Here is a 19,440-nt window from a genome sequence, read left to right on the forward strand (position 1 = left end):
ATGACCGCACTTGAATTCAAGTTTGCATCCAACCAGCAGCATCAGCAGGAAGCTATAGAAGCCACTTGCAACCTGTTCCGCGGGCAGCAATTTTCCAAGAGTTCCTTCACCGTTGATTTGGGTAGTAACGGCATGACTAAATTTGACGAGCTTGTGAAGGGTTACGGCAACGAAATTCGGATTGCTCCGGGAAAGCTACAGGAAAACTTGCATTCCGTGCAAGAGGAGAGCTGTTTGCCTCCTACAAACGTGTTCACCGATGGTCGTCTGCGTGACTTTACCATCGAGATGGAGACGGGCACTGGCAAGACCTACGTCTATATCCGTACCATCTACGAGCTTAATCGCCGTTACGGCATCACCAAGTTTGTCATCGTGGTACCTAGCGTCGCCATCCGCGAAGGTGTCCTCAAGAGCTTCCAGACCACCCGTAAGCACTTCGAGGTGCTCTACGACCGCACACCGCTCGACTACTTCGTCTACGATTCTAAAAACATGGGATCAGTTGACAACTTTGCTACATCGAGCTCCATCCAGGTCATGATTATAAACATTGATGCTTTTAATAAGGGTCTCGAGGAGGACGGCACCGCGAAGGAAGGCAACCTCTTTCACCGCCACAGCGAGAAGCTCGGCGGCGGGTTTAGTCCCTGCGAGCTCGTGAGTGCGTGCACACCCGTGGTTATCATCGATGAACCGCAGAGCGTCGACAACACCAAGCAGGCCAAGGCCGCCATCAAGAGCCTGAACCCGCTGTTCGTGTTACGCTATTCGGCCACACACAAACAGACTTACAACATGATTTATCGCTTGACCCCGGTGGAATCCTTCGAGCGACACCTGGTGAAAGGTATCTGCGTTGACTCGGTGAAGGCTACGGCGAACCTTAATGGCGCGTACGTGAGGCTCGAGTCCGTCAAGTCGAATCCGTTCTCCGCCAAGGTGTCCATCGACGTGCGCCAGGCGAACGGCACGCAGAAGCGCAAGGCCGTCACGGTCAGAACCGGCGCAGACCTCTACCAGAAGAGTGGCGAGAACACCGACTACGAAAACGGCTGGGTCGTCAACAACATTGGAGCCGCCGAGGGCAACGAGTTCATAGAGTTCCAAAACGGCGAGGTGCTCGAGCTAGGTGAAGCGTTGGGTGACGTCAACGACGAGATAGTCAAACGTGCTCAGATTCGCCGCACCATCGAGAATCACTTGGCTCGGCAATTTGAGATGTGGCCACGCGGTGTGAAAGTACTTTCCCTCTTCTTCATCGACCGCGTCGACCGTTATCGCGTATACGAACCAGAAGTCCATAGCGGTCTCTACGCCCAGATGTTCGAGGAAGAGTATGCCAATGCCCTGAACTCAAAAGTACCCCTGCGTGTGTCCAAGGCGGCAGGAATCGATAAGGGTACCTGGAAGGAGTGCTACGAGGCCGTCGGAGCTCCCTTGGTGACGGATTCCCATTCCGTGCACCAGGGCTATTTCGCCAAGGATAAGAAAGGCAAATTTAAAGACTCCAAAGGTGCCGCCAGTACTGCGGACGATGCGGGCGCATTCGCACTTATCATGCAGAAAAAAGAGACACTCATATCCTTTCCTGACAACAAGGACGAAGATAAGAACGTCTCATTTATCTTTAGCCATTCCGCACTCAAAGAAGGCTGGGATAACCCTAACGTGTTTCAAATCTGCACGCTGGTTGAAACCAAAGACAACCTGACTAAGCGCCAGAAAATCGGTCGCGGTCTGCGCCTTTGCGTAAACCAGGACGGCGAGCGCCTATATGACCCTGAGTCGAACGTGCTTACCGTCATCGCCAACGAAAGCTATGACGAATTCGCCAGCGGTCTGCAGAAGGAATTCGAGGTTGCTGACTTCAAGTTCGGCATCATAATTGCGCAGAGTTTCACTAAAGTTTCACTCACGGACGCCAATGGTGTCGAGGAACGCTTTGGCTACAAGAAATCGAAACAGGTTTACGATTACCTCGTCGCGACAGGGATGGTCGATAGCAACGGTGCAGTGACTCCGGAGCTGCAGGCCGCAGCCGAAAACGACGTGTTGGAGCTTCCCCCCGAGTTCGAGCCAGCTAGAGAACAAATCGAGGCAATCATCATCCAAAAGTCTCAGAAGATACAGATTCATGACAAGGCCAATGAAGTCTCGGTCGAGCTGCATAAGGACGTAACGCTTCATCCGGCTTTTCAGGCTCTGTGGGATCGTATCCGCCGGCGCACGCGATTTCAGGTGAACGTAGATTCGGAGAAGCTCATCAAGGAGGCTACCGCTGCCGTAAACGGCATGCTCCCCGTTCGCCCGCCCCAAGTGACGAGTGAACGTGCTTCACTGAGTATCGATGATTCCGGCCTGACCGCCGAGGGCACAGCGACTTCCCTGGTGAATGTTACGGGACAGATGAAATATGATTTACCTGACCCTATTGCCGAGCTGCAGGATGCTGTAGGACTTACACGTGGCACTATCAAGACGATTTTGGAGAGATGCAACCGCCTTGATGAGTTCGAGGTCGATCCCGCAACCTTCCTCATGCAGGTAGGCGACAAGATTAATCGCGTAAAGAACGACCTTATCGCTAAGGGCATCAAATACGTCAAGCTGCCTGAGGAGGAATGGTACACAATGCGCGACCTAGAACTTGATGACTACACCGCATACCTTGGACAAAACGCTTGGAAGCCTGAAAATGCCGAAAAAAGCCTCTACAGCTATGTGGTGTATGACTCAGCCGGTGTAGAGCTTTCTTTCGCCGAGGCACTTGACAAGCAGGAGGAAGTGCTGGTTTTCGCCAAACTGCCTCCAACTTTCAAGATTGACACGCCGCTGGGCAGCTACAACCCTGACTGGGCATATGTCGAGGATGTTGATGGTGAACACCATGTTTACTTCGTAACGGAGACGAAAGGCGGAAAGAATGGTGAGCCTGTGCTCCGCGATGCCGAAAAACTCAAGATTGGCTGCGCAAAGAAGCATTTTGAGGCATTAGACCTTGGAGACGACTTCCATTACAATGTACGCACAACCTACGAGTACGAGGCGACAGACGCTTGAGTCATTAAAGATGAAATTACCCGAGGCGACATCGAGTTTTTTGCGATGCCGCCGCCGAACCAGCACCCGACAAGCCTTCTGACAACACCCCGACCGGCTGAGGAATGACATTTTAATCAATTTCTAGCCTCGTCTTTACCCTGGTAACACTCTCTTTATCTCATATATTGATACAGCTATCCGCTATATGGACAAAACGACTATAGTCGGAGCATGACTACTCAAACTAATACTCGAACTGATAACCAATCCGTGGCGCCAAAAGCGCTTACCCCCGATGACCGCAGCGACCTAAAGGCTGTGACGATTTTCCCAGTTCTGATTATTGCGGCAGCCCTGTGGGGATTCTTTTCCCCCGCTACAGCTGGGATGCTTACTCCGCACGTCGCGATTCTTTTGGGTGTCATTATGTTCGGCATGGGTCTGACCCCTCAATCCGCATGCTCCACGTCATTGACTGGCTCACTGGCCAGCAAGGAACTGCATTACCGTAAAAAACCACATCCAATGCGTAAAAACAATTGCATTCGATGCGTTTTATTATTCCCCGATGTCCTCCGGGGCGACGCGCCATGACACCTGGGTCACCGCAGTTTGAGTAGCCCCGACTACATTACTTTCGTTTTTTCAATGGCTTTGTTCATATCGTGAATACGCCCGGCAATCGTATGCCGCAAGACCAGCCCGAGCACCAGGTTCGGAATCAGGAACAACAGGATTATCACCAAGTTATAAGCAAAGTCCCCCGCATAAATCCCGGCGATAGCTGAACGCATCAGGTTAATCGCATACGTGGCCGGCAGCCAGGGACTGATGTTTTGGAACCACTGCGGTAGCAGTTCCAGCGGATAGGCACCGCCAGCGGCAGAAATCTGTAACACCAGCAACACCACGGCTAAGGCTTTGCCTGCATTGGAAAGCGCCACGACCAGCGTATAAACAATATTGGTAAAGACGGTGGAAATAATCCATCCCGTCAAAATCAGCAGGAAGGGGTGCGCCGGTTCAATCTCCACGAACACAATCAGCCCAATCATCAGCAAGGTGGATTGAGCCATCCCTATTGCCCAGAACATGAAGTAGCGTCCCAGGTACTCCTGAGCCCCGGTGAAGACAGGATTTTTTACTGCGGCTTTCACGGCCGATTTCGCAGCTGGAGTCGGTCTTATTTCGCCCGATTTCGTACTTGGTTCTGCTGATCGTGACGATTCCGCAGCATTCGTATCCGCGCTAGCGGCTGTATCCGGATGTTTCCGGGCTGCAACGCTGTCCAGGTAGCGTTGACCCACATTCGGAGAAACGTCAGTGCGCAGGAATACCCCCGCCAGGAGCGCCCCAACCCACAGGGCTATGACGGTGAAAAGCGGAGCCATGCCCACCCCGAAAGTGGCGACTGGGAACACAGCATTGCGTTGTACTGCTATGGGGGAAGAAATCAGGCGGGCAAAGCTTTTGGGGTCAGCCCCCAACGTCGTTGCGATTTGGTCCAAGTCCACTTCCCCCCGAGTGGACGTTATCTGTTCACGAGCCCGGTCTAGGCGGCTAGCCCCGTCACGCATCTTTTGCGCGGTATCGGCCAGGGTCTTTTGGGAGCGGCGCATACTCGCAATCATTCCGCCCGCACTTCCCGACAGGTCAGCTCGCATCGCTTCCAGATACGAACGGAAAACTTTCACATTCTTGCCGGCAGAATCCAGGTTTTCGCGCAGGCTTTCAATCTTTGGCTGCAAGTTGTTCTCGTAGTTGGAACGGGCCATGTCAATAGCCTGTTGCGCGTCCGACATGGCAAGGTGGGCCGACTCTCTCAGGTCAGAATCGAGAGGCACCCCCCGGTGCAAGTCAGCAGCGATAGTGCCCAGTTGCTTCGACAGGCTTTGTTGGCGAGCAATCGCCGCGTCCATCTCGGCCAGGAACCGGTCTACAGTCGAATCCTTCCCCAGCAAATCCGCCCCGTCCGAGCCCAGTGACTGCTCGATTGCGTCCCGAGTCTTTTGGAATCCACTGATTTGTTTATTCAACAAGGTCTGCAGCTCTTCGATTGCAGCAGCGGTGCTTTGGGTGGTGCTATTGGCCGAATCCAGCAAGTTGTCCAACTGATTTTGCAGGTTGGAAATATTGCCTGCGGCCAGGCTCACAGCATCATCGAGCCCAGAGGAAACAACCGCGAAGGGATTATCTGTCCCCCCGGTACTATTGACCCTGGAACCAACTGTGTCGCCAACAGCCTCATCGAAAGAGTCCTGCACCCCCGCAGCCAGCTGCTTAGCCCCTGTGGCCAGAGGCACCGCCGAACCTATCACGGTAGACAGAGAACTGACTGTATTCGCCCCGGAATTCAGTTGTGCACAGAGGGATTCGAGGCGGTTGCTCAGCCGATCCAAGGCCACCTGAGTGTCGGCGGTGTCCAAGTAGGAGGACACGTCCTCGGCAATACCCACAGCGACTTCGGCCAAGGTTCGCGAAAAAGTCGTGTTAATTTGCGCGGTGACACCCTGAGCGCCTTGCGTGGTGAGATTGGCGGACAGTGGGTTCTTCTTTTCGTTGGTGTACAGCGTGATATCCGCCGGGGCGGCCCCGCCGGCATAGAACGTGAACATGGACTGCGAAAAATCCTCCGGCAACACAATTGCCGCGTAATACTCCCCCGAGCGGGTACCTTCCAAAGCCTGATCTTTGCTGGTCAGAACCCAGTCGAACTGGTCATTCACGGCCAGTTCCTTGAGTACCGTATCCCCCACATTAACTTTGACATTCAGGAGCTTGCTGGTGTAACCCTCATCGGTACTGGCCACGGCAATCTGCAACCGTCCCGAATTCGAGAAGGGATCCCAGGTCGCCAGTACGTTGAACCAGGTGAAGAACAAGGGCACGGCAATCAACAGAACCATGAAAATCCGAACCATGACGCTGCTGCGAATCTGGCGGAAGTCGTCACGAATGATAAAAAGTACTTTGTTCATCGTGCCGCCTCCCCGGTTACTGAGGCATCGGTTTCGCCCGTCGGCTTCTCGGTACTTTGATCCGCTGCGTCGTTCCGGGCTAAATCCTGGGATTCGTCCGGGATTTCATCAGCAGATTGGTCCACGGTTTCGTTTTGAGTTTCCTCGGGGTTGTTCCCCGCGCTTTCGCCTCCGATTTCATCCAATGTTTCGACGGCGGTTCCCAGAACGGATTCCACCGCGTCGTCTTCCTGCTCCGACGCGGTAATCAGGCGGCATTCACCGCAGCTCGAGTTATGTCCGCTGTTCAGGCTCTCCGACCGAGTCGTGGTTTTGGTTGTATTTGCATCTCGCTGGCGAGCGAGGTTCTCGAAAAGCTCATCTTCCGTCAGATGCGACAGCCTTTCGGCCCGTTCTATTGAGCTCTTTAGCGCGACCACGTTAACCAGCGCCCCAATAATGACCAGTCCCCAAATCGCTACTATGCCCAGAAGCACTGGCTTACTGGCGGAGGTGAGCCGGGAAATCATCCCCAGCACAACCAGTCCCAAAATCCCCACGCTGCTCAGTCCATTAATCAAAGCGTGATAACGGGCATTGAACTTTTCTTGACGTCGACTGATACGGGTGGAAAATTCTTTCCGGTTGCCCAGCAGCGCAATGATGTTACTCAACCGGTAACTAGGGCTTTGCAGCTGCACGTTTTCATTCACGACCAGTTCAGTGCGAGCCAAATCGTCATAGAACAGCTGGGTGAAGTAACCCAAGCGACGCCTCCCCACAAACCCCAACAGGAACACCGTGACGCTCATAATCAATAAAACCGCCATAACATGCCAGAAACGCCCCTCATAGAACCCGCCGATAGTTTCTCGCATCGCGTTGATGCCATAGGAAAACGGGAGTATTGGGGAAAGCTGGCGGAAGAATCCGGGCATGAGCTCAATCGGATAGATGCCCGAGGCGCCGGGAATCTGCAACACCACCAGTAAGATTGCCAGGGCTCGACCAACGTGACTGAGCGCTGCCGCTAAGGCATAGATAATTGCCAAATAACACGGCCCAATCAGCATGGATGTAGCAATAAAAGCGGGAGCATTGACCGCTTGAACTCCCATTAGTAAACTGCCCACGCTGACAATCAACCCCTGCCCTATAGACAGCACACCAGAGAGCATAAATCGTCCCAGATAAGCCGAGCGCAAACTCAACCAGCCAAAGCCCTCTTTATCGACTTCCACCCGGAAAATAATGACCAGGATAAACGCACCAATCCACAGGGAAAGATTGATGAACATGGCCGCCATTCCCGAACCATAAGAGTTGATGGGGAAGAGTGTTTGTTGGTCGAATTCCACCGGTGAAGTCAGGTAGCGTCTGATATTGGTCGGATCCAAACCAATGACTTTTTCCAAGGTTCCGGTCCGTAGCGCGGTGGCCAGAGTCGCCACATCGGTTTGCGCCCCGCGAGTCGTACTGGTCAACCCATTCAGGTTGCCCTGCACCTGGCCAAGCACGTTTTGCATGTTCACAATCTGGTCATCAACTCCGTGGGTCAGCGCAGAAATTTCCGTAAGGGAAATCCGCGCGGTACCCACCGCAGATTTGATGGCTCCCAGCTGTGCCGACAGCTGCGTCACCCGGGCGTTTAACGTGGATGCTACCTGATTGGACTGTTCACGCAGACCAGTGGTAACTCTTTGCGCATCGGTCTGAGCCTGATCAAAGGCTTTCATTAGCGCCTGCAAATCCTCGCTGGCATTTGCCGCATCTGATCCGGTTTTCCCGACCTTAGCGAGCAGATTCTGCATGTCGCTCAGCTGGGAATTCAACTTCGCAGCGAGCTTTTGTGTCTGCGGGTAACCTTGCAAAACCGCAATCTGAGCACGCATTTTCGCTGTCGAAGCATTCGCCCGCTGAATACCGGATTGTAGCTGCGAGTCCATTTCGGTGAGTTTACTGGTTGCATTCGATACCGCCGAGCTCGCCGCCGCCAAGGACTCATTGAGCGATTTTTGGGCGTCAATACTGGCTTGCCCCGCCGTAGCCGTGAATTCGGAAACATCGGAGACAACCGTTCCTAAAATGTCTTGGGAGTTGCTCAAAGCCGCAGAAACATCAGCCAATGCGGGGTCAGCTGCAGCCAGCGCAGCCCGGACTTTTTTCATAGTCTCTAAGGAACCCGTCAGAGACGTACTGGCTGAATCCAAGGCGACTTGCGCATCAGCCAGGTTCCGATTGATACCGCTTAAGGCATCTAAAGCACTACCCTGAGCACCGACAACATTTTCGTCAATCTCTAACCCACCATCGCGCAAAGCTTGCGCAATGGCTTCGCCGACCTGGCCTCGGAAAGTAGACGTGATTTGAATATCGAGTTCATTTGCTCCGACATCGGTAATTTTTGGTGCAATAGCGCCTTTCTTTTCATTCACATAGTATTCGATGGTCGGATGGTGGCGTTGACCGCTGAAAATATCGACCAAATCTTTACTAAAGGTCTGAGGGATGACGAAAGTCGCATAAACTTCCCCGGCTTTGATTTTGTGATTGGCCGTGTCCTGATCCGTAAACTGCCAGCCGAGCTGTTTATTCTCTGACAGTTGTTCGACTACTAGGTCGCCAACATTGAGCTGACCAGTCAGTGCAGATGCCGCTCCCACATCATTATTCACTACCGCTATGGGCAGGTTTTCCGTTGCCTTATAAGGGTTCCAAAAGGCCGCAATATTCAGCCAAGTGTAGAGGGCTGGGGTGACTAAGATGCCAAAGACGATAATCAGGGACCGCGGAACCGCAATAATCCGTTTCACATCACGGGTGAACACCCGCCAGCTATCTTTCACCCCCCAATCATAACCGTGTGTTGAAATTCTGGCAGTTCACGCGACCCTTCGCTGGAAATCCAGCGCGAAAGAATCCTGGTCCGCGCGGTGTTTTGAGCTTTCACCGCCAGATTCAGGCTAGGAATCCCGCCGCTGGGGTCTGTAGCACCGTCCATGCAAGCCTCCCCGGCGATGTAGGTGACCGTGGTGGCAATCGGCATGGATCCAGAAGCCCTGCACACATGGGTCAGCTTTTGTAACGTGTCCACCTGGTCTGCACCGAAATAGACATTTTCGCCACGCTCGGCGTTGTACACCCCCACACGCCACAGCGCTGGATTGGCCGCAAACCGTTCATAATCCAGTTCCAGCATTCCCCCTGGCTCGGTCATGTCGTAGTACATGTGATGGGTATCAAAAATCCCTTTACCTTTGATGGCGGTCTTCCAGCCGCCAAAAGCAGAATAGGTAGAAACGTCAATAAAACAGCGCCGGGAGCGTTGAGGCAACCGAGCCAGATAGTTCACCAGGCAGGTTGCCCCCGCAGAAATCCCTGCCACGTAGTCCACATACACTTCCGCTTCCAACAGAGCGTTTACGAGCTTGTCAAGTTTCTTGTGTAAGTGGGGTTTGGTTTTGCTAGTTTGTTTTGAATCGTTCGGGGTAGTTTAGGGCTAGTTCTTGTAATACTTTCGGCCAGTTGCTTACTGCTCGACCTTCGACGAGGAGCCCTGGTGCTTGTGTTCTTTCTTCACGGGGGCTCGCGGCGCGTATCGGGGTGAAGCCGGCTACTTTGTCTCGCTACAAGCTGTCTGAGCCGGATGCGATTATAGGGCACGGGTCGCGTCCTACTTTCGGCTGGCTGCCCGAGACTATAGATGCGTGGAACCAGCCTCGCCATCGAATCATTCGCCACCGTGACGCTCGCCAGAATCTGACACGGAAACAGCCCTGGAACGGGCTGGTGGCGGCGTGGCTGGTATATTTTCTGGAATATTTTACCGGGATTCGCCGGTCATCTTTCTTTGGGTTTCTGGTTCGCTCCGAACACTGCCGCGACCGCAACGATGCCTATCACACCCAGGATTCCTGCGAGCCACTGCGCACCCAGCGACACGGCATAGACCGACACCCCAACACCGATATCACTGCAAAAAACCCTAGGAACTGGCCGCAAGTGGCGTAAAACGCGGGGATATTGAAGCGTTTCAGGCGCTCGGTGCGAGTGGTTTCAATTTCGTAATCAATCGCTTTCAAGTATTTTTCGTAGAATTCCGGGGAATCCTCACGTAGCCCTTTCAATACTTCCACGTCCGGTATAAGCAAAGGCAGGTGGAGGTGGTTTTCTTGGATTAGTGCCAGGGCTTGTTGGATTGAAGCGATTGCATGAAGTTCAGACTGCCCCGCAGCATAGGCCGATAACAAATGGCACAGGCCGATAGCAGAAAGGCTCGCTGTTACTGCTACGCGCGGCGTCTAAGCATTGCTCCCACGGGGATGGGACGGTTGCTGGGCAGTGAAAAGGCGTGCGCCGGGTGGTTTATCTCCGTGACTGGTTCACCCGCCTCGTTGCGGATGCCGGTGGCGGGTATTTCCAGTTCAAACGGGGGTTCATGAGGTGCCAGTACTTCGACGACATCCCCCGGAAGTATTTTATTTCTCGAAATCAAAGTAACCCGACCCGCACCTTTATCGGCGCATTCAGGGGGTTCCTCCGTCGAGGTTTTCCCGCCGTCGCGCACGAATTCTCCCCCGGACTCTCCCCCGGCTTCCCACCCGGTTACTGTCCCCAGCCACAGCCACTCGCTGATGTAACTCCCCCGCTGGGTGGATTCCGTAACCGGAGCATCCGGGAAATAGAACCCGGTGGAGTACTCGCGGTGCGTGACTTTGAAAGGCTCGGCGCGCACCCATTCGGGCAGTTCCACGCGCGGCGGGACTGGTTCACCCAAGGTATCGTCCGCGAGAAATACTGTTTCCCCCGCAACGCTCCTCGTCGCCGCCGTGTTCCCCACTGCCCCCGACGCCTCTGCCGACCACGCCGCCGACCACGCCGGTTCCGCCGCCCCTGCGAGCGCCCCTGCGGACAACCCCGATGCCACCCCTGCGGACAACCCTGCAGCCGCCCCCGACGCCTCTGCCGTGCGCTGGCGCTTCCAGGCCTGTAACGCATACTGGTAGGCGTTACTCATGGCGGCCGCATAGTATGCTCCCTTAGCGCGGCCTTCTATCTTCAGGCTGGTCACGCCCGCGTCCAGAATCTGGTCCACGTGTTCCAACAGGTTCATATCCTGGGAATTAAACAGGTACGTCCCGCGTGAATCCTCCTCGAGGCCGAACAATTCCCCGGGTCGTTTTTCCTCGACCACGTGGTATTTCCAGCGGCAGCTTTGCGCGCAATCCCCGTGATTCGGGTCGCGTCCGGTGAGGTATTTGGAAATCATGCACCGCCCGGAAAACGCCATGCACATCGAACCGTGGACAAAGGCCTCAATTTGCAAGTCAGCCGGGGTTTTCGCCCGCAACTCGTGAATTTGCGCCAAAGTCATCTCGCGTGCCAAGACGACCCGCGACGCCCCCAAATCGTACAAAGCGTTCGCGGTTTGATAGTTCATCACCCCAGCCTGGGTGGAAACGTGCAACTCGGTGCGGGGAGCAATCCGCCGCGCCGCCAACATCACCCCGATGTCCGAGATAATCAACGCATCGATGCCAACCTCAGCTAACTCCCCCATGTAGCGGTTCATCGCCTCGATTTCCTCGTTGTTCGGGACAATGTTGACCGTGGCATAAACCCGCGCCCCGCGCGCGTGCGCATAGTCCAGCGCCGTCGCGAAGTCATCCAGCGTAAAATTTTTCGGCCCCGAGCGCATCCCAAAGGCCTTGCCCCCGCAATAAACCGCGTCCGCTCCGAAATCCACGGCAGCCTTTAACACTGCCAGGTTCCCAGCCGGTGCCAACACTTCCGGAATACTCATAGGGACTCCTCGAAACTAACCGCCGGGAAACCTGCGGCGGCAAAACGGGCACGCATCACCGCGATAGCCTGCGGGTTTTCATCGACCAAGACGAAGTGGCGCCCCATTTTCCCCGCCACTGCCCCGGTCGTGCCCGACCCGGCAAAGAAATCCAATACCCAATCCCCCGGCCGACTGGAAGCCGCCACAATCCGGCGCAAAATCCCCTCCGGTTTCTGGGTGGCGTACCCGGTTTTTTCCTTGCCAGTTGGGGACACAATCGTGTGCCACCACACGTCGGTGGGTAACTTACCCCGCGCGGCCTTTTCCGCCGTGACCAGGCCGGGCGCCATGTACGGTTCACGGTCTACCGACTCGGAATCGAAATAATATTGCTTGGGATCCTTGACATAAACCAGAATATTGTCGTGCTTCGCCGGCCAGCGGCGTTTGGTGCGCGCGCCGTAATCGTAGGCCCAAATAATTTCATTCAAAAAACACTCGCGCCCAAACAACGCGTCCAACAGTACCTTTGCGTAATGCACTTCCCGGTAGTCCAGGTGCAAATAAAGCGTCCCACTGGGTTTCAACACCCGCCAGGCCTCCTCGAGGCGCGGCGCTAAAAACCCCCAGTAATCCGCGAACTCGTCATCATAGGACGTGACCTGGCCGCGAATTGTCTCATAGCTTTGGCCTTTGAAACCGACCCGTGACCCGGAATTCGAACCGGCAGTGCTCGGCGCTGCGTCGGATTTACGACTGGCACCTCGTGAAGCCGGCGAACCACCAGGTTCCGGCGAACCATCCGAATCCGCGCTCTCAGCCCTACCGGCAGCCCCCGGCTCGCGCACCTGGCGAGTCCGCATGGTCACCCGCGACTGGACTTTGCCGGTATTAAACGGCGGGTCGATGTAAATCAGCTGGAACGTTTCATCCGCCAGCCCGCGCAGCACCGGCAAATTGTCCCCGTGAATCACCGTGTTTTCGCGGGGTCGCCTTCCGGCGGCATCCCTGCCATCCGTGGGGGTTTCCCCCTTCATGAGGTGCCATTCCGGTTCCGTGGCCGACGTGTCCTCCGCCATTGACCGTGCCTCAATCCTGGTTGCGGCCTGGCAGTAACGCCAGCAGTTCGTCGGTGCTTCCCACCACACCCACGGCTTTTTCGTCCTCGCCCGGATCTAGCGGCTTGTTCCAGGTGGCCAGTATGCAGGGAATTCCCCATTTCGCGGCGCCCTCGGCGTCATAGAAGCGGTCGCCAATCATCAATGCCCGTTCGGGATGTTCGCTAAGCCCTACGCGTCGCAGCACCTCATGCAACACTTCGGCTTTAGTGGTACGCCCCAAATCCGAGGCCGCCCCCCCAATGGTTTCAAATAAATCCGCTACTCCGTGGTGCGTCAAAACATCGATGGCCGCGCTTTCCATCTTAGAAGTGCCCACCGCCAGGCGATACCCGCGCTTGCGCAGGGTTTCCAGGGTTTGCGGGATACCGGCAAACAAATCAGACTCGTTCGCGCGGGGCAGGAAATACCCACGGAACCGGGCAATCATCGCATCCCAATCTGCCTCGGTACCCTGAGGGTTAATGTCTTGCATAGAAAACATGAGGGGCGGACCCAAGTATTTTTGCATGCTCGCATCAGTCAGCTGTGCTGCGCGCTCCGGGCCGAACATATCGCGCACCATCATTCGCAAACAATCGTTAATAAGGGGCTGGGAATTCAGCATGGTGCCATCCAAATCGAAAATCACCACTTCGGGTTTGAGACCGGCAAGATTCTTTGACGTAACCATGTATTTTTCCTCCCGTTGCTTGTCCTCTAATTGTTTGGTTCCCTAGGCGAGGCATGACCGTTAAACACGTAACGCCCGGCTCGTGGCCAGGCGAAACGCATCAAGTCAAATCACTCGCCGACAGTCAACCGACCAGTCTGGTAAGCCTTTACCAGACGACGCGGAATCGCGACTTCCTGGCCTTGAACCTTGACGTTATCGAGCTGCGTCAACTTCGCCGTCCAAGCGGATCGGCGGGTACGAGTGTTGGCGCGGGACATTTTGCGCTTGGGTACTGCCATCGCCCTGCGCTCCTTTCCGTTACTTTTGCTTCAAAGACATTCAATGATAGCAACCTGGCGCGTATTTTCGCAATTCCGACTCGGCTAGGATAGGGGCATGGCGAATAATCTGGTGACTTTGCGCGCGCGACTGGCTCCCGACGGGACGGGTGGTATCAGCGTCGAACAAGAGATTAAACGTTCCCATTTCTTGGGTTTCGCCGCCCGCACTGACACCGAGGCCGAGGCTCGCGCGGTTATCGAGGCGCAGCGCCGACGCTACCCCGATGCGCGACACCACTGCACGGCTTTCACGTTCCTGCCCGACGGGCCGGATTCGAGGGCGCAACCGGTTACGCGTTCTTCGGATGACGGCGAGCCCAGTGGCACGGCCGGGCGACCCATGCTAGAGACCCTGTTGGGGTCGGGTTTACAAAACGTGACCGTGGTGGTCACACGGTATTTCGGGGGGATTAAACTGGGCACGGGCGGGCTGGTGCGGGCGTATTCCGGGGCGGTCGCAGCGGTGTTGGCAGGGGCGGCGCGGGTGCGGGTTTCCCGTCTGCCGGTGGTGGCTTTCGAGGTCAGCCTGAGTCAGGCGGCCGCGTTGGAGCCGTGGTTGCGTTCGCGCGGCTGGGTTCCGTTAGCGGTGGATTGGGGGGCTTCATTAGGCGCCATTTTGGGGGCGGGCGGTGCCGGGATGGCGCCTCATGAAACGGCTTCATTAGGTGCCAGCCGGGGCGGCGACCCCACCGCCGTTTTCCGCCTGGCCTTGGATGGGGTAACCGAGGCGGAGCTGGCCACCGCCCTATCCGAACAGCTCGCGGCTCGCGTCGAGTTGCACCGCGCCGGGGTTCAGGTCATAGAATCTAATGTTTGACAATTGGACTGGATTTATAAAGGAGGAATCATGGCATTTGCCGCAAACATCACTGAAATCATCGGGCGCACACCCCTGGTTCGCATCAATAAAGTTGCTGGCGAACAATGTGTAATCCTCGCAAAATACGAAGCGTCGAATCCGGGTGGCTCCGTGAAAGACCGCCCCGCGCTGGCGATTATCCGCGCGGCGCAGGCTTCCGGGGCGTTGAAACCCGGCGGGACGATTGTTGAGGCCACTTCCGGTAACACCGGCGTGGGTCTGGCAATGGTCGGCACTGCCTTGGGCTACCAGGTCGTGATTGCAATGCCGTCCTCTATGAGTGTTGAGCGGCGGAAACTAATGGCGGCTTTTGGGGCGAAACTGCTGCTTACGGCTCCGGCTGACGGGATGCAGGGTGCCAAGGCTGCGGCCGAAAAATACCTCGCGGATCACCCCGGTTCGGTTTATGCCGCCCAGTTTGACAACCCGGCCAATCCGGATTCGCACTATCGCACCACCGGGCCAGAGATTTGGGAGCAGACCGAGGGTAAGGTCGATGTTTTCGTCGCCGGGGTCGGTTCGGCCGGAACCATCGCCGGAGTGGGCAGGTTCCTGAAAGAACACAACCCCCAGGTTCAGGTAGTGGCCGTGGAGCCCGCCGAGTCGCCGCTTTTGGCCACCGGCAATGCCGGCCCGCACAAGATTCAAGGTATCGGAGCGAACTTCGTGCCGGGTAACTTTGACCGCGCGGTGGTTGACGAATTCTTGACGATCGCTTCGGATAAGGCTATCGAGACGGCTCGCGAGGCGGCCGCGCAGGAAGGCCTGTTGGTGGGGATCTCTTCAGGCGCGAACCTGGCGGCGGCAGCCGAGCTGGCCGCTCGCCCAGAAAATGCCGGCCAGACCATTGTCACCGTGCTACCGGACACCGGCGAACGCTACCTGTCCACGGTACTGTTCGAGGGCGTCGGGGAAATCGGGGAATAATTCAGACGAGTAAATTCACAGGCTAAACAGTAAAGTGTGGGTCGGTGACCGTAGGTTGCCGACCCACACTGGTTTTAGTTGCCGGCCTACAACGCGGCTCTAGGCTTCGCTACTCATTGGCTATCCTGCTCTTGGCAGAAATCGGGGTGAATTTGGGGGTGAGGCTCCATATATTTGAGCCTCACCCCCATTTTTTCCCAAGTTTTTGCCAGCTACTCAGTAAAGAGCCGGTAATCCCGGCTGGCACCTCATGGACCCGTGCCGTACAAAGTGGGGTAAAATAGAGGATTATGACAATATTGAATCCCAAACCCGCGCCCCCTGCACATGTCCCGGCCTCCCGGATGCGGGTGTGGGATTTGATTCTCGAGGATTTGGACACCGCCTTACAGCGTGACCCGGCCGCGCGCACCCGCTTCGAGGTCGCCGTATCCTATCCGGGAGTGCACGCCCTGTGGGCACACCGCGTGGCCTCCGCTATGTGGCGCAAGGGCATGCGGATTCCCGCGCGACTGTTGCAGCAACTGACCCGCACCATGACCGGGGTCGACATTCATCCTGCGGCTTGTATTGGGCGCCGGCTTTTTATTGACCACGCTACCGGGGTCGTGATTGGGGAAACCGCCGTGGTTGGCGAGGATTGCCTGATTTTTCACGGCGTCACTCTGGGCGGGCAACGTATGGTACATGGTAAGCGTCACCCCACGGTGGGAAACCATGTCATGATTGGGGCGGGTGCGAAGGTGCTGGGCGCGATACATATTGGCGACGATGCCAAGATTGGAGCCAATGCCGTGGTGGTCAAAGACGTGCCGTCTGGCGGGATTGCGATTGGGGTGCCCGCCAAGTTGCGCAAACCGAAGTGCCAGGTCAGCGAGGACATGAACGACATGAACATCGACCCTTCGCTGTTTATCTAGCCGCGCTGCGGGTATGGTGCGTGGCGTGGGCGTGGTGCGGTGTGGGCGTGATGCACGGCGCGGTGCGGTGCGCGGTGCGGGCGTGGTGCGCGGGTTCACGAGTCGCTATCCGGGTAGTTTTGCTTTCCACACGCCGTATCCAGGCAAGCCTTACTATACTGAAACTATCGATTTCGAAAACGTAAGGAGCAGAAATGGAAGCGAGTATTTTCTTGGCCGATGGCGTGGAAGAATGCGAGGCGCTGTTGGTGGTGGATTTGTGTCGCCGTGCTGGGATTGAGATTCAAACCGTAGCGGTAAACGACCGCAGTGGCGAGGCCGCGCGCACGATTCACAGTTCCCATAAAGTGTCGATTATTTGCGACACGCACCTCGATGACTACCAGACGGCAGGCGAAAAAATCCTGGTAGTTCCCGGCGGGCTGCCCGGGGTGAATAACCTGAAAGCCAACCAGAAGCTCTCGGAAATCCTAAAAGCGCAAGGCGCGAGTGCCGGGCGCCTCGCGGCCGTGTGTGCCGGGCCTACCGTACTGGGCAACCTGGGTCTGTTGGATGGCAAGCGCGCCACTGTGTTCCCCGGTTTTGACGACGGCCTGGGCGCCGCTAAATACGAGGATGTCCCCACCGTGGTGGATGGCCAGGTTATTACCGGGCGCGCCCTGGGTGCCGGGATTGAGTTCGCCCTGCAGATTGTGACCGCTTTGCGCGACAAGGAAACCGCCGCTAAAGTGGCGAAGCAGATTGTTTACCCCGCCATCGGCTAACCCCCTAAGCCAGTTAGGCCTTTTGCCCCGCAAACCAGCCGTTTGCGGGGCAAAATTTTAGAAACTATCTGATAGAAATCGCTATGCCGGGGGAACTGTCGCGCCGGGCGGAACCGCCGGGGATATCACGCTGGGATATCACTGGGACGGTGAATCGTTCCCCGAAACAGCACCCGGCGGTTCATCGCATCATCGCACATAGATAGTTTGCCAGCGAGAATTAGGCGTTTTGACGATTTCAGGAAAATCCGCCACCAGGCAGAATACAGTTTTGACGATTTCAGGAAAATCCGGCCAAGCCGTGCCTGATTTTCGCAACCCTGAGCCGATTTCCCCGGTTTTAATCAAATCCCCCGCGAGCAACGCCCGAATTCTCCCGAATTAATCAACTACTAATGCAAAGCCAGAGAAGCCCCGCCTAAGTCGACCAAAAACCCAAAAGCCACGGCTTGACAGCCAATCCCACCCTACGTACGATTATACGTACGCGAAAGGAGGCAGGTTATGACCACCCTGAGCGCCACCAGTGCCCGCTCCCACCTGTACCAACTCATTGACCAAGTAAATCAAGAATCAGCGCCAATAACCATCACCGGCCAACGTGGCAACGCGATACTAATCGGCGAAGCCGACTGGCAAGCCATCCAAGAAACCCTGTACCTAACCTCCATACCCGGAATGACACAATCCATTCAACAAGCACGCCGTGAGGGGCTACCGGCCGCTTCCCCGGAGCTAAACTGGTGAGCCGGAAACAAAAGCAACCAGAAAACAACACACCCGACCACTCGCCCGAAGTCAAACCGGTGGTTCCATGGCGGATTGTGTATTCACGCCAGGCGCAAAAGGATGCCCAAAAACTCGCGGTCGCCGGACTGAAACCCAAGGCAAAAGCCCTGCTAGAGGTATTGGCCGCCGACCCTTTTACCAGCCCGCCACAGTTTGAAAAACTCCTGGGCGATTTATCGGGGTGCTATTCACGCCGAATCAATATCCAGCACCGGTTAGTCTATGAAGTCTTTCCCGCACAGCACACCATACACGTGCTGAGAATGTGGACGCACTACGAATAAGCATGCGGGCGCTGCGGCATTCCTCACCAATCCCGCCAAAAAGACACCTCTTACTGTTGTAAAACCGCAACAATAACCTTGTAGAACCGCAACGCAAGTATTGCAGAACCGCAACAAAAGACTTGCAGAACCGCAACAAAACGCCCCTTAAACCTCTATGACGTGCTAGAATATTTTCCTGATTACTTGCAATTCCGCGAAATGCACAAGTACTGGCTGAAGAGATTTTAAGCGATATCCCGGTGCTAACTGTGTCGGGTGCGTGCCGAGTTGGCAAGAGCACATTGGTGTCTCAACTGTTGCAAAATTGTAGCCATCGTTTTCTCAATCTGGACAATGCCACAACCTTACAGGCGGCTCAGACAGATCCTGATGGTTTTGGGCGCCAGTTTCCGGAAGGGATTGTGACAATTGATGAAATCCAACGAGTACCGGCATTACTTCGCGCGATTAAGGCAGCGCTCGACGAAGATAGGCGTCCCGGCAGATTCATTGTTACTGGTTCGTCTAATCTAATGAATCTGAAAGTAACGGAAGAATCGTTGGCGGGACGTGCGGAGACTCTGCTTTGTTTTTACGCGGTTTTAGCAGGAGGGAACGCAAGGGAATCACAGAAGATTTTGCGGCAAACCTGTTGACATATTTCCCGCACAACTATTGAAACCCCCAGTAAGTAAAGCTGCCCTGCAAGAGGCAATAGCGCTATGAGCCGCAACGAACTCCACCGTTCCGTCAGGGCGTACTCCCCCGCTTCGCGTCCGGCCGTGCGGTTCAAACCCTGGGCATTAGCCCAGCGCCCGTTGCCATCCATGATGATGGCCACGTGCCCCGCTCCCCCGAGGTGCGTATCAAGAGGTCCACGTCGGGAACATCCGGCAAGTACAGCTCCCTAGCCAGGGTTTTCTCGGTCACGTTTTCGGCGCGGAGCTCCCCCCTCGCCACCCGCGCATCGTATTAAATAGCAACGCAAAACCTAAAAAATTTTGCATATCAAGC

The 19,440-nt window shown here is 55.8% G+C and carries 19 protein-coding genes and 1 pseudogene; 10 read left to right on the forward strand and 10 right to left on the reverse strand.

Annotated features, from left to right (window positions below; genetic code table 11):
• Together F4555_RS06050 and F4555_RS06055 are read left to right on the forward strand one after the other, a co-directional pair.
• Complete coding sequence (locus F4555_RS06050) at positions 1-3,063, forward strand: restriction endonuclease (protein WP_115325952.1); 3,063 nt, start codon at positions 1-3, stop codon at positions 3,061-3,063.
• 213 nt (positions 3,064-3,276) lie between these two features.
• Positions 3,277-3,639, forward strand: a complete 363-nt coding sequence (locus F4555_RS06055; protein ID WP_103759144.1) for a sodium/bile acid transporter — start codon at positions 3,277-3,279, stop codon at positions 3,637-3,639.
• Between the two features lie 32 nt (positions 3,640-3,671).
• Here F4555_RS06055 and F4555_RS06060 read toward each other — a convergent pair whose 3' ends face one another.
• Genes F4555_RS06060 through F4555_RS06070 form a run of 3 tightly spaced genes read right to left on the reverse strand, consistent with a single transcriptional unit; the run spans position 3,672 to position 9,414 of the window.
• Positions 3,672-6,023 (reverse strand): YhgE/Pip domain-containing protein, encoded by a 2,352-nt coding sequence (locus F4555_RS06060; RefSeq protein WP_115325951.1) that lies wholly within the window; start codon positions 6,021-6,023, stop codon positions 3,672-3,674.
• The gene (locus tag F4555_RS11435) at positions 6,020-8,848 is read right to left on the reverse strand and encodes a YhgE/Pip domain-containing protein (protein WP_115325950.1); all 2,829 of its coding nucleotides are present in this window, start codon (positions 8,846-8,848) and stop codon (positions 6,020-6,022) included. Before F4555_RS11435 ends, F4555_RS06060 begins: the two co-directional genes overlap by 4 nt.
• The gene (locus F4555_RS06070) at positions 8,845-9,414 is read right to left on the reverse strand and encodes a patatin-like phospholipase family protein (RefSeq protein WP_004018276.1); all 570 of its coding nucleotides are present in this window, start codon (positions 9,412-9,414) and stop codon (positions 8,845-8,847) included. Before F4555_RS06070 ends, F4555_RS11435 begins: the two co-directional genes overlap by 4 nt.
• Before the next feature lie 206 nt (positions 9,415-9,620).
• Between F4555_RS06070 and F4555_RS06075 the strand changes: the two genes are divergently transcribed.
• Positions 9,621-10,013, forward strand: coding sequence for a hypothetical protein (locus tag F4555_RS06075; RefSeq protein ID WP_004016543.1), 393 nt, complete (start codon positions 9,621-9,623; stop codon positions 10,011-10,013).
• Between the two features lie 277 nt (positions 10,014-10,290).
• Here F4555_RS06075 and F4555_RS06080 read toward each other — a convergent pair whose 3' ends face one another.
• From F4555_RS06080 to rpmF, 4 genes are all read right to left on the reverse strand, one after another.
• Entirely contained in the window at positions 10,291-11,805 is a 1,515-nt protein-coding gene (locus F4555_RS06080) for a peptidase U32 family protein (RefSeq protein ID WP_103759152.1), read from the reverse strand.
• The gene (locus F4555_RS06085; RefSeq protein WP_115325949.1) at positions 11,802-12,866 is read right to left on the reverse strand and encodes a DNA-methyltransferase; all 1,065 of its coding nucleotides are present in this window, start codon (positions 12,864-12,866) and stop codon (positions 11,802-11,804) included. Before F4555_RS06085 ends, F4555_RS06080 begins: the two co-directional genes overlap by 4 nt.
• 10 nt (positions 12,867-12,876) lie before the next feature.
• On the reverse strand, positions 12,877-13,578 hold the full coding sequence (locus tag F4555_RS06090; protein ID WP_115325948.1) for an HAD family hydrolase: 702 nt from the start codon (positions 13,576-13,578) through the stop codon (positions 12,877-12,879).
• Positions 13,579-13,688: 110 nt separating this feature from the next.
• Positions 13,689-13,859: a 50S ribosomal protein L32 gene (gene rpmF / locus F4555_RS06095; RefSeq protein WP_004012002.1), complete on the reverse strand. Its 171-nt coding sequence runs from the start codon at positions 13,857-13,859 to the stop codon at positions 13,689-13,691.
• A 97-nt stretch (positions 13,860-13,956) separates the two neighbouring features.
• On the opposite strand from rpmF, the gene F4555_RS06100 reads away from it, so the two are divergent.
• The 3 genes from F4555_RS06100 to cysE all read left to right on the forward strand — a co-directional run bounded on the left by F4555_RS06100 (position 13,957) and on the right by cysE (position 16,607).
• A complete protein-coding gene (locus tag F4555_RS06100; RefSeq protein ID WP_004012001.1) occupies positions 13,957-14,718 on the forward strand; it encodes an IMPACT family protein in 762 nt (253 codons plus the stop codon).
• Positions 14,719-14,748: 30 nt separating this feature from the next.
• Positions 14,749-15,687, forward strand: coding sequence for a cysteine synthase A (gene cysK, locus F4555_RS06105; RefSeq protein ID WP_115325947.1), 939 nt, complete (start codon positions 14,749-14,751; stop codon positions 15,685-15,687).
• 344 nt (positions 15,688-16,031) lie between these two features.
• Positions 16,032-16,607, forward strand: a complete 576-nt coding sequence (gene cysE / locus F4555_RS06110) for a serine O-acetyltransferase (protein WP_231282707.1) — start codon at positions 16,032-16,034, stop codon at positions 16,605-16,607.
• Here the strand turns inward: cysE and F4555_RS06115 are convergent.
• Positions 16,600-16,737, reverse strand: coding sequence for a hypothetical protein (locus F4555_RS06115; protein ID WP_155812115.1), 138 nt, complete (start codon positions 16,735-16,737; stop codon positions 16,600-16,602). The genes cysE and F4555_RS06115 overlap by 8 nt on opposite strands.
• A gap of 64 nt (positions 16,738-16,801) precedes the next feature.
• On the opposite strand from F4555_RS06115, the gene F4555_RS06120 reads away from it, so the two are divergent.
• Positions 16,802-17,371 (forward strand): DJ-1 family glyoxalase III, encoded by a 570-nt coding sequence (locus tag F4555_RS06120; protein WP_004011998.1) that lies wholly within the window; start codon positions 16,802-16,804, stop codon positions 17,369-17,371.
• A 189-nt stretch (positions 17,372-17,560) separates the two neighbouring features.
• On the opposite strand, the gene F4555_RS06125 is transcribed toward F4555_RS06120, so the two are convergent.
• The gene (locus tag F4555_RS06125) at positions 17,561-17,734 is read right to left on the reverse strand and encodes a hypothetical protein (protein ID WP_004011996.1); all 174 of its coding nucleotides are present in this window, start codon (positions 17,732-17,734) and stop codon (positions 17,561-17,563) included.
• A 141-nt stretch (positions 17,735-17,875) separates the two neighbouring features.
• Here F4555_RS06125 and F4555_RS06130 point away from each other — a divergent pair, with 141 nt between their 5' ends.
• The 3 genes from F4555_RS06130 (at position 17,876) to F4555_RS06140 (ending at position 19,082) form a co-directional block, all read left to right on the forward strand.
• On the forward strand, positions 17,876-18,118 hold the full coding sequence (locus F4555_RS06130) for a type II toxin-antitoxin system Phd/YefM family antitoxin (RefSeq protein ID WP_004011995.1): 243 nt from the start codon (positions 17,876-17,878) through the stop codon (positions 18,116-18,118).
• The gene (locus F4555_RS06135) at positions 18,115-18,444 is read left to right on the forward strand and encodes a Txe/YoeB family addiction module toxin (protein ID WP_004011994.1); all 330 of its coding nucleotides are present in this window, start codon (positions 18,115-18,117) and stop codon (positions 18,442-18,444) included. Before F4555_RS06130 ends, F4555_RS06135 begins: the two co-directional genes overlap by 4 nt.
• A gap of 287 nt (positions 18,445-18,731) precedes the next feature.
• Complete coding sequence (locus F4555_RS06140; protein WP_004011993.1) at positions 18,732-19,082, forward strand: AAA family ATPase; 351 nt, start codon at positions 18,732-18,734, stop codon at positions 19,080-19,082.
• Positions 19,083-19,272: 190 nt separating this feature from the next.
• On the opposite strand, the pseudogene F4555_RS11195 reads toward F4555_RS06140, so the two are convergent.
• A pseudogene (locus F4555_RS11195) lies at positions 19,273-19,386 on the reverse strand (undecaprenyl diphosphate synthase family protein); the annotation flags it as partial.
• Positions 19,387-19,440 lie beyond the last annotated feature (54 nt).

The organism is Mobiluncus mulieris (genome assembly GCF_014204735.1).
Classification (GTDB): Bacteria; Actinomycetota; Actinomycetes; order Actinomycetales; family Actinomycetaceae; genus Mobiluncus; species Mobiluncus mulieris.

Bases quoted from the DNA above. Each gene is read 5' to 3' on its own strand.
- F4555_RS06050 (WP_115325952.1), top strand. From the start codon at position 1: ATGACCGCACTTGAATTCAAGTTTGCATCCAACCAGCAGCATCAGCAG.
- F4555_RS06055 (WP_103759144.1), top strand. From the start codon at position 3,277: ATGACTACTCAAACTAATACTCGAACTGATAACCAATCCGTGGCGCCA.
- F4555_RS06060 (WP_115325951.1), bottom strand. From the start codon at position 6,023: ATGAACAAAGTACTTTTTATCATTCGTGACGACTTCCGCCAGATTCGC.
- F4555_RS06080 (WP_103759152.1), bottom strand. From the start codon at position 11,805: ATGAGTATTCCGGAAGTGTTGGCACCGGCTGGGAACCTGGCAGTGTTA.
- F4555_RS06085 (WP_115325949.1), bottom strand. From the start codon at position 12,866: ATGGCGGAGGACACGTCGGCCACGGAACCGGAATGGCACCTCATGAAG.
- F4555_RS06090 (WP_115325948.1), bottom strand. From the start codon at position 13,578: ATGGTTACGTCAAAGAATCTTGCCGGTCTCAAACCCGAAGTGGTGATT.
- rpmF (WP_004012002.1), bottom strand. From the start codon at position 13,859: ATGGCAGTACCCAAGCGCAAAATGTCCCGCGCCAACACTCGTACCCGC.
- F4555_RS06100 (WP_004012001.1), top strand. From the start codon at position 13,957: ATGGCGAATAATCTGGTGACTTTGCGCGCGCGACTGGCTCCCGACGGG.
- cysK (WP_115325947.1), top strand. From the start codon at position 14,749: ATGGCATTTGCCGCAAACATCACTGAAATCATCGGGCGCACACCCCTG.
- cysE (WP_231282707.1), top strand. From the start codon at position 16,032: ATGCGGGTGTGGGATTTGATTCTCGAGGATTTGGACACCGCCTTACAG.
- F4555_RS06120 (WP_004011998.1), top strand. From the start codon at position 16,802: ATGGAAGCGAGTATTTTCTTGGCCGATGGCGTGGAAGAATGCGAGGCG.
- F4555_RS06130 (WP_004011995.1), top strand. From the start codon at position 17,876: ATGACCACCCTGAGCGCCACCAGTGCCCGCTCCCACCTGTACCAACTC.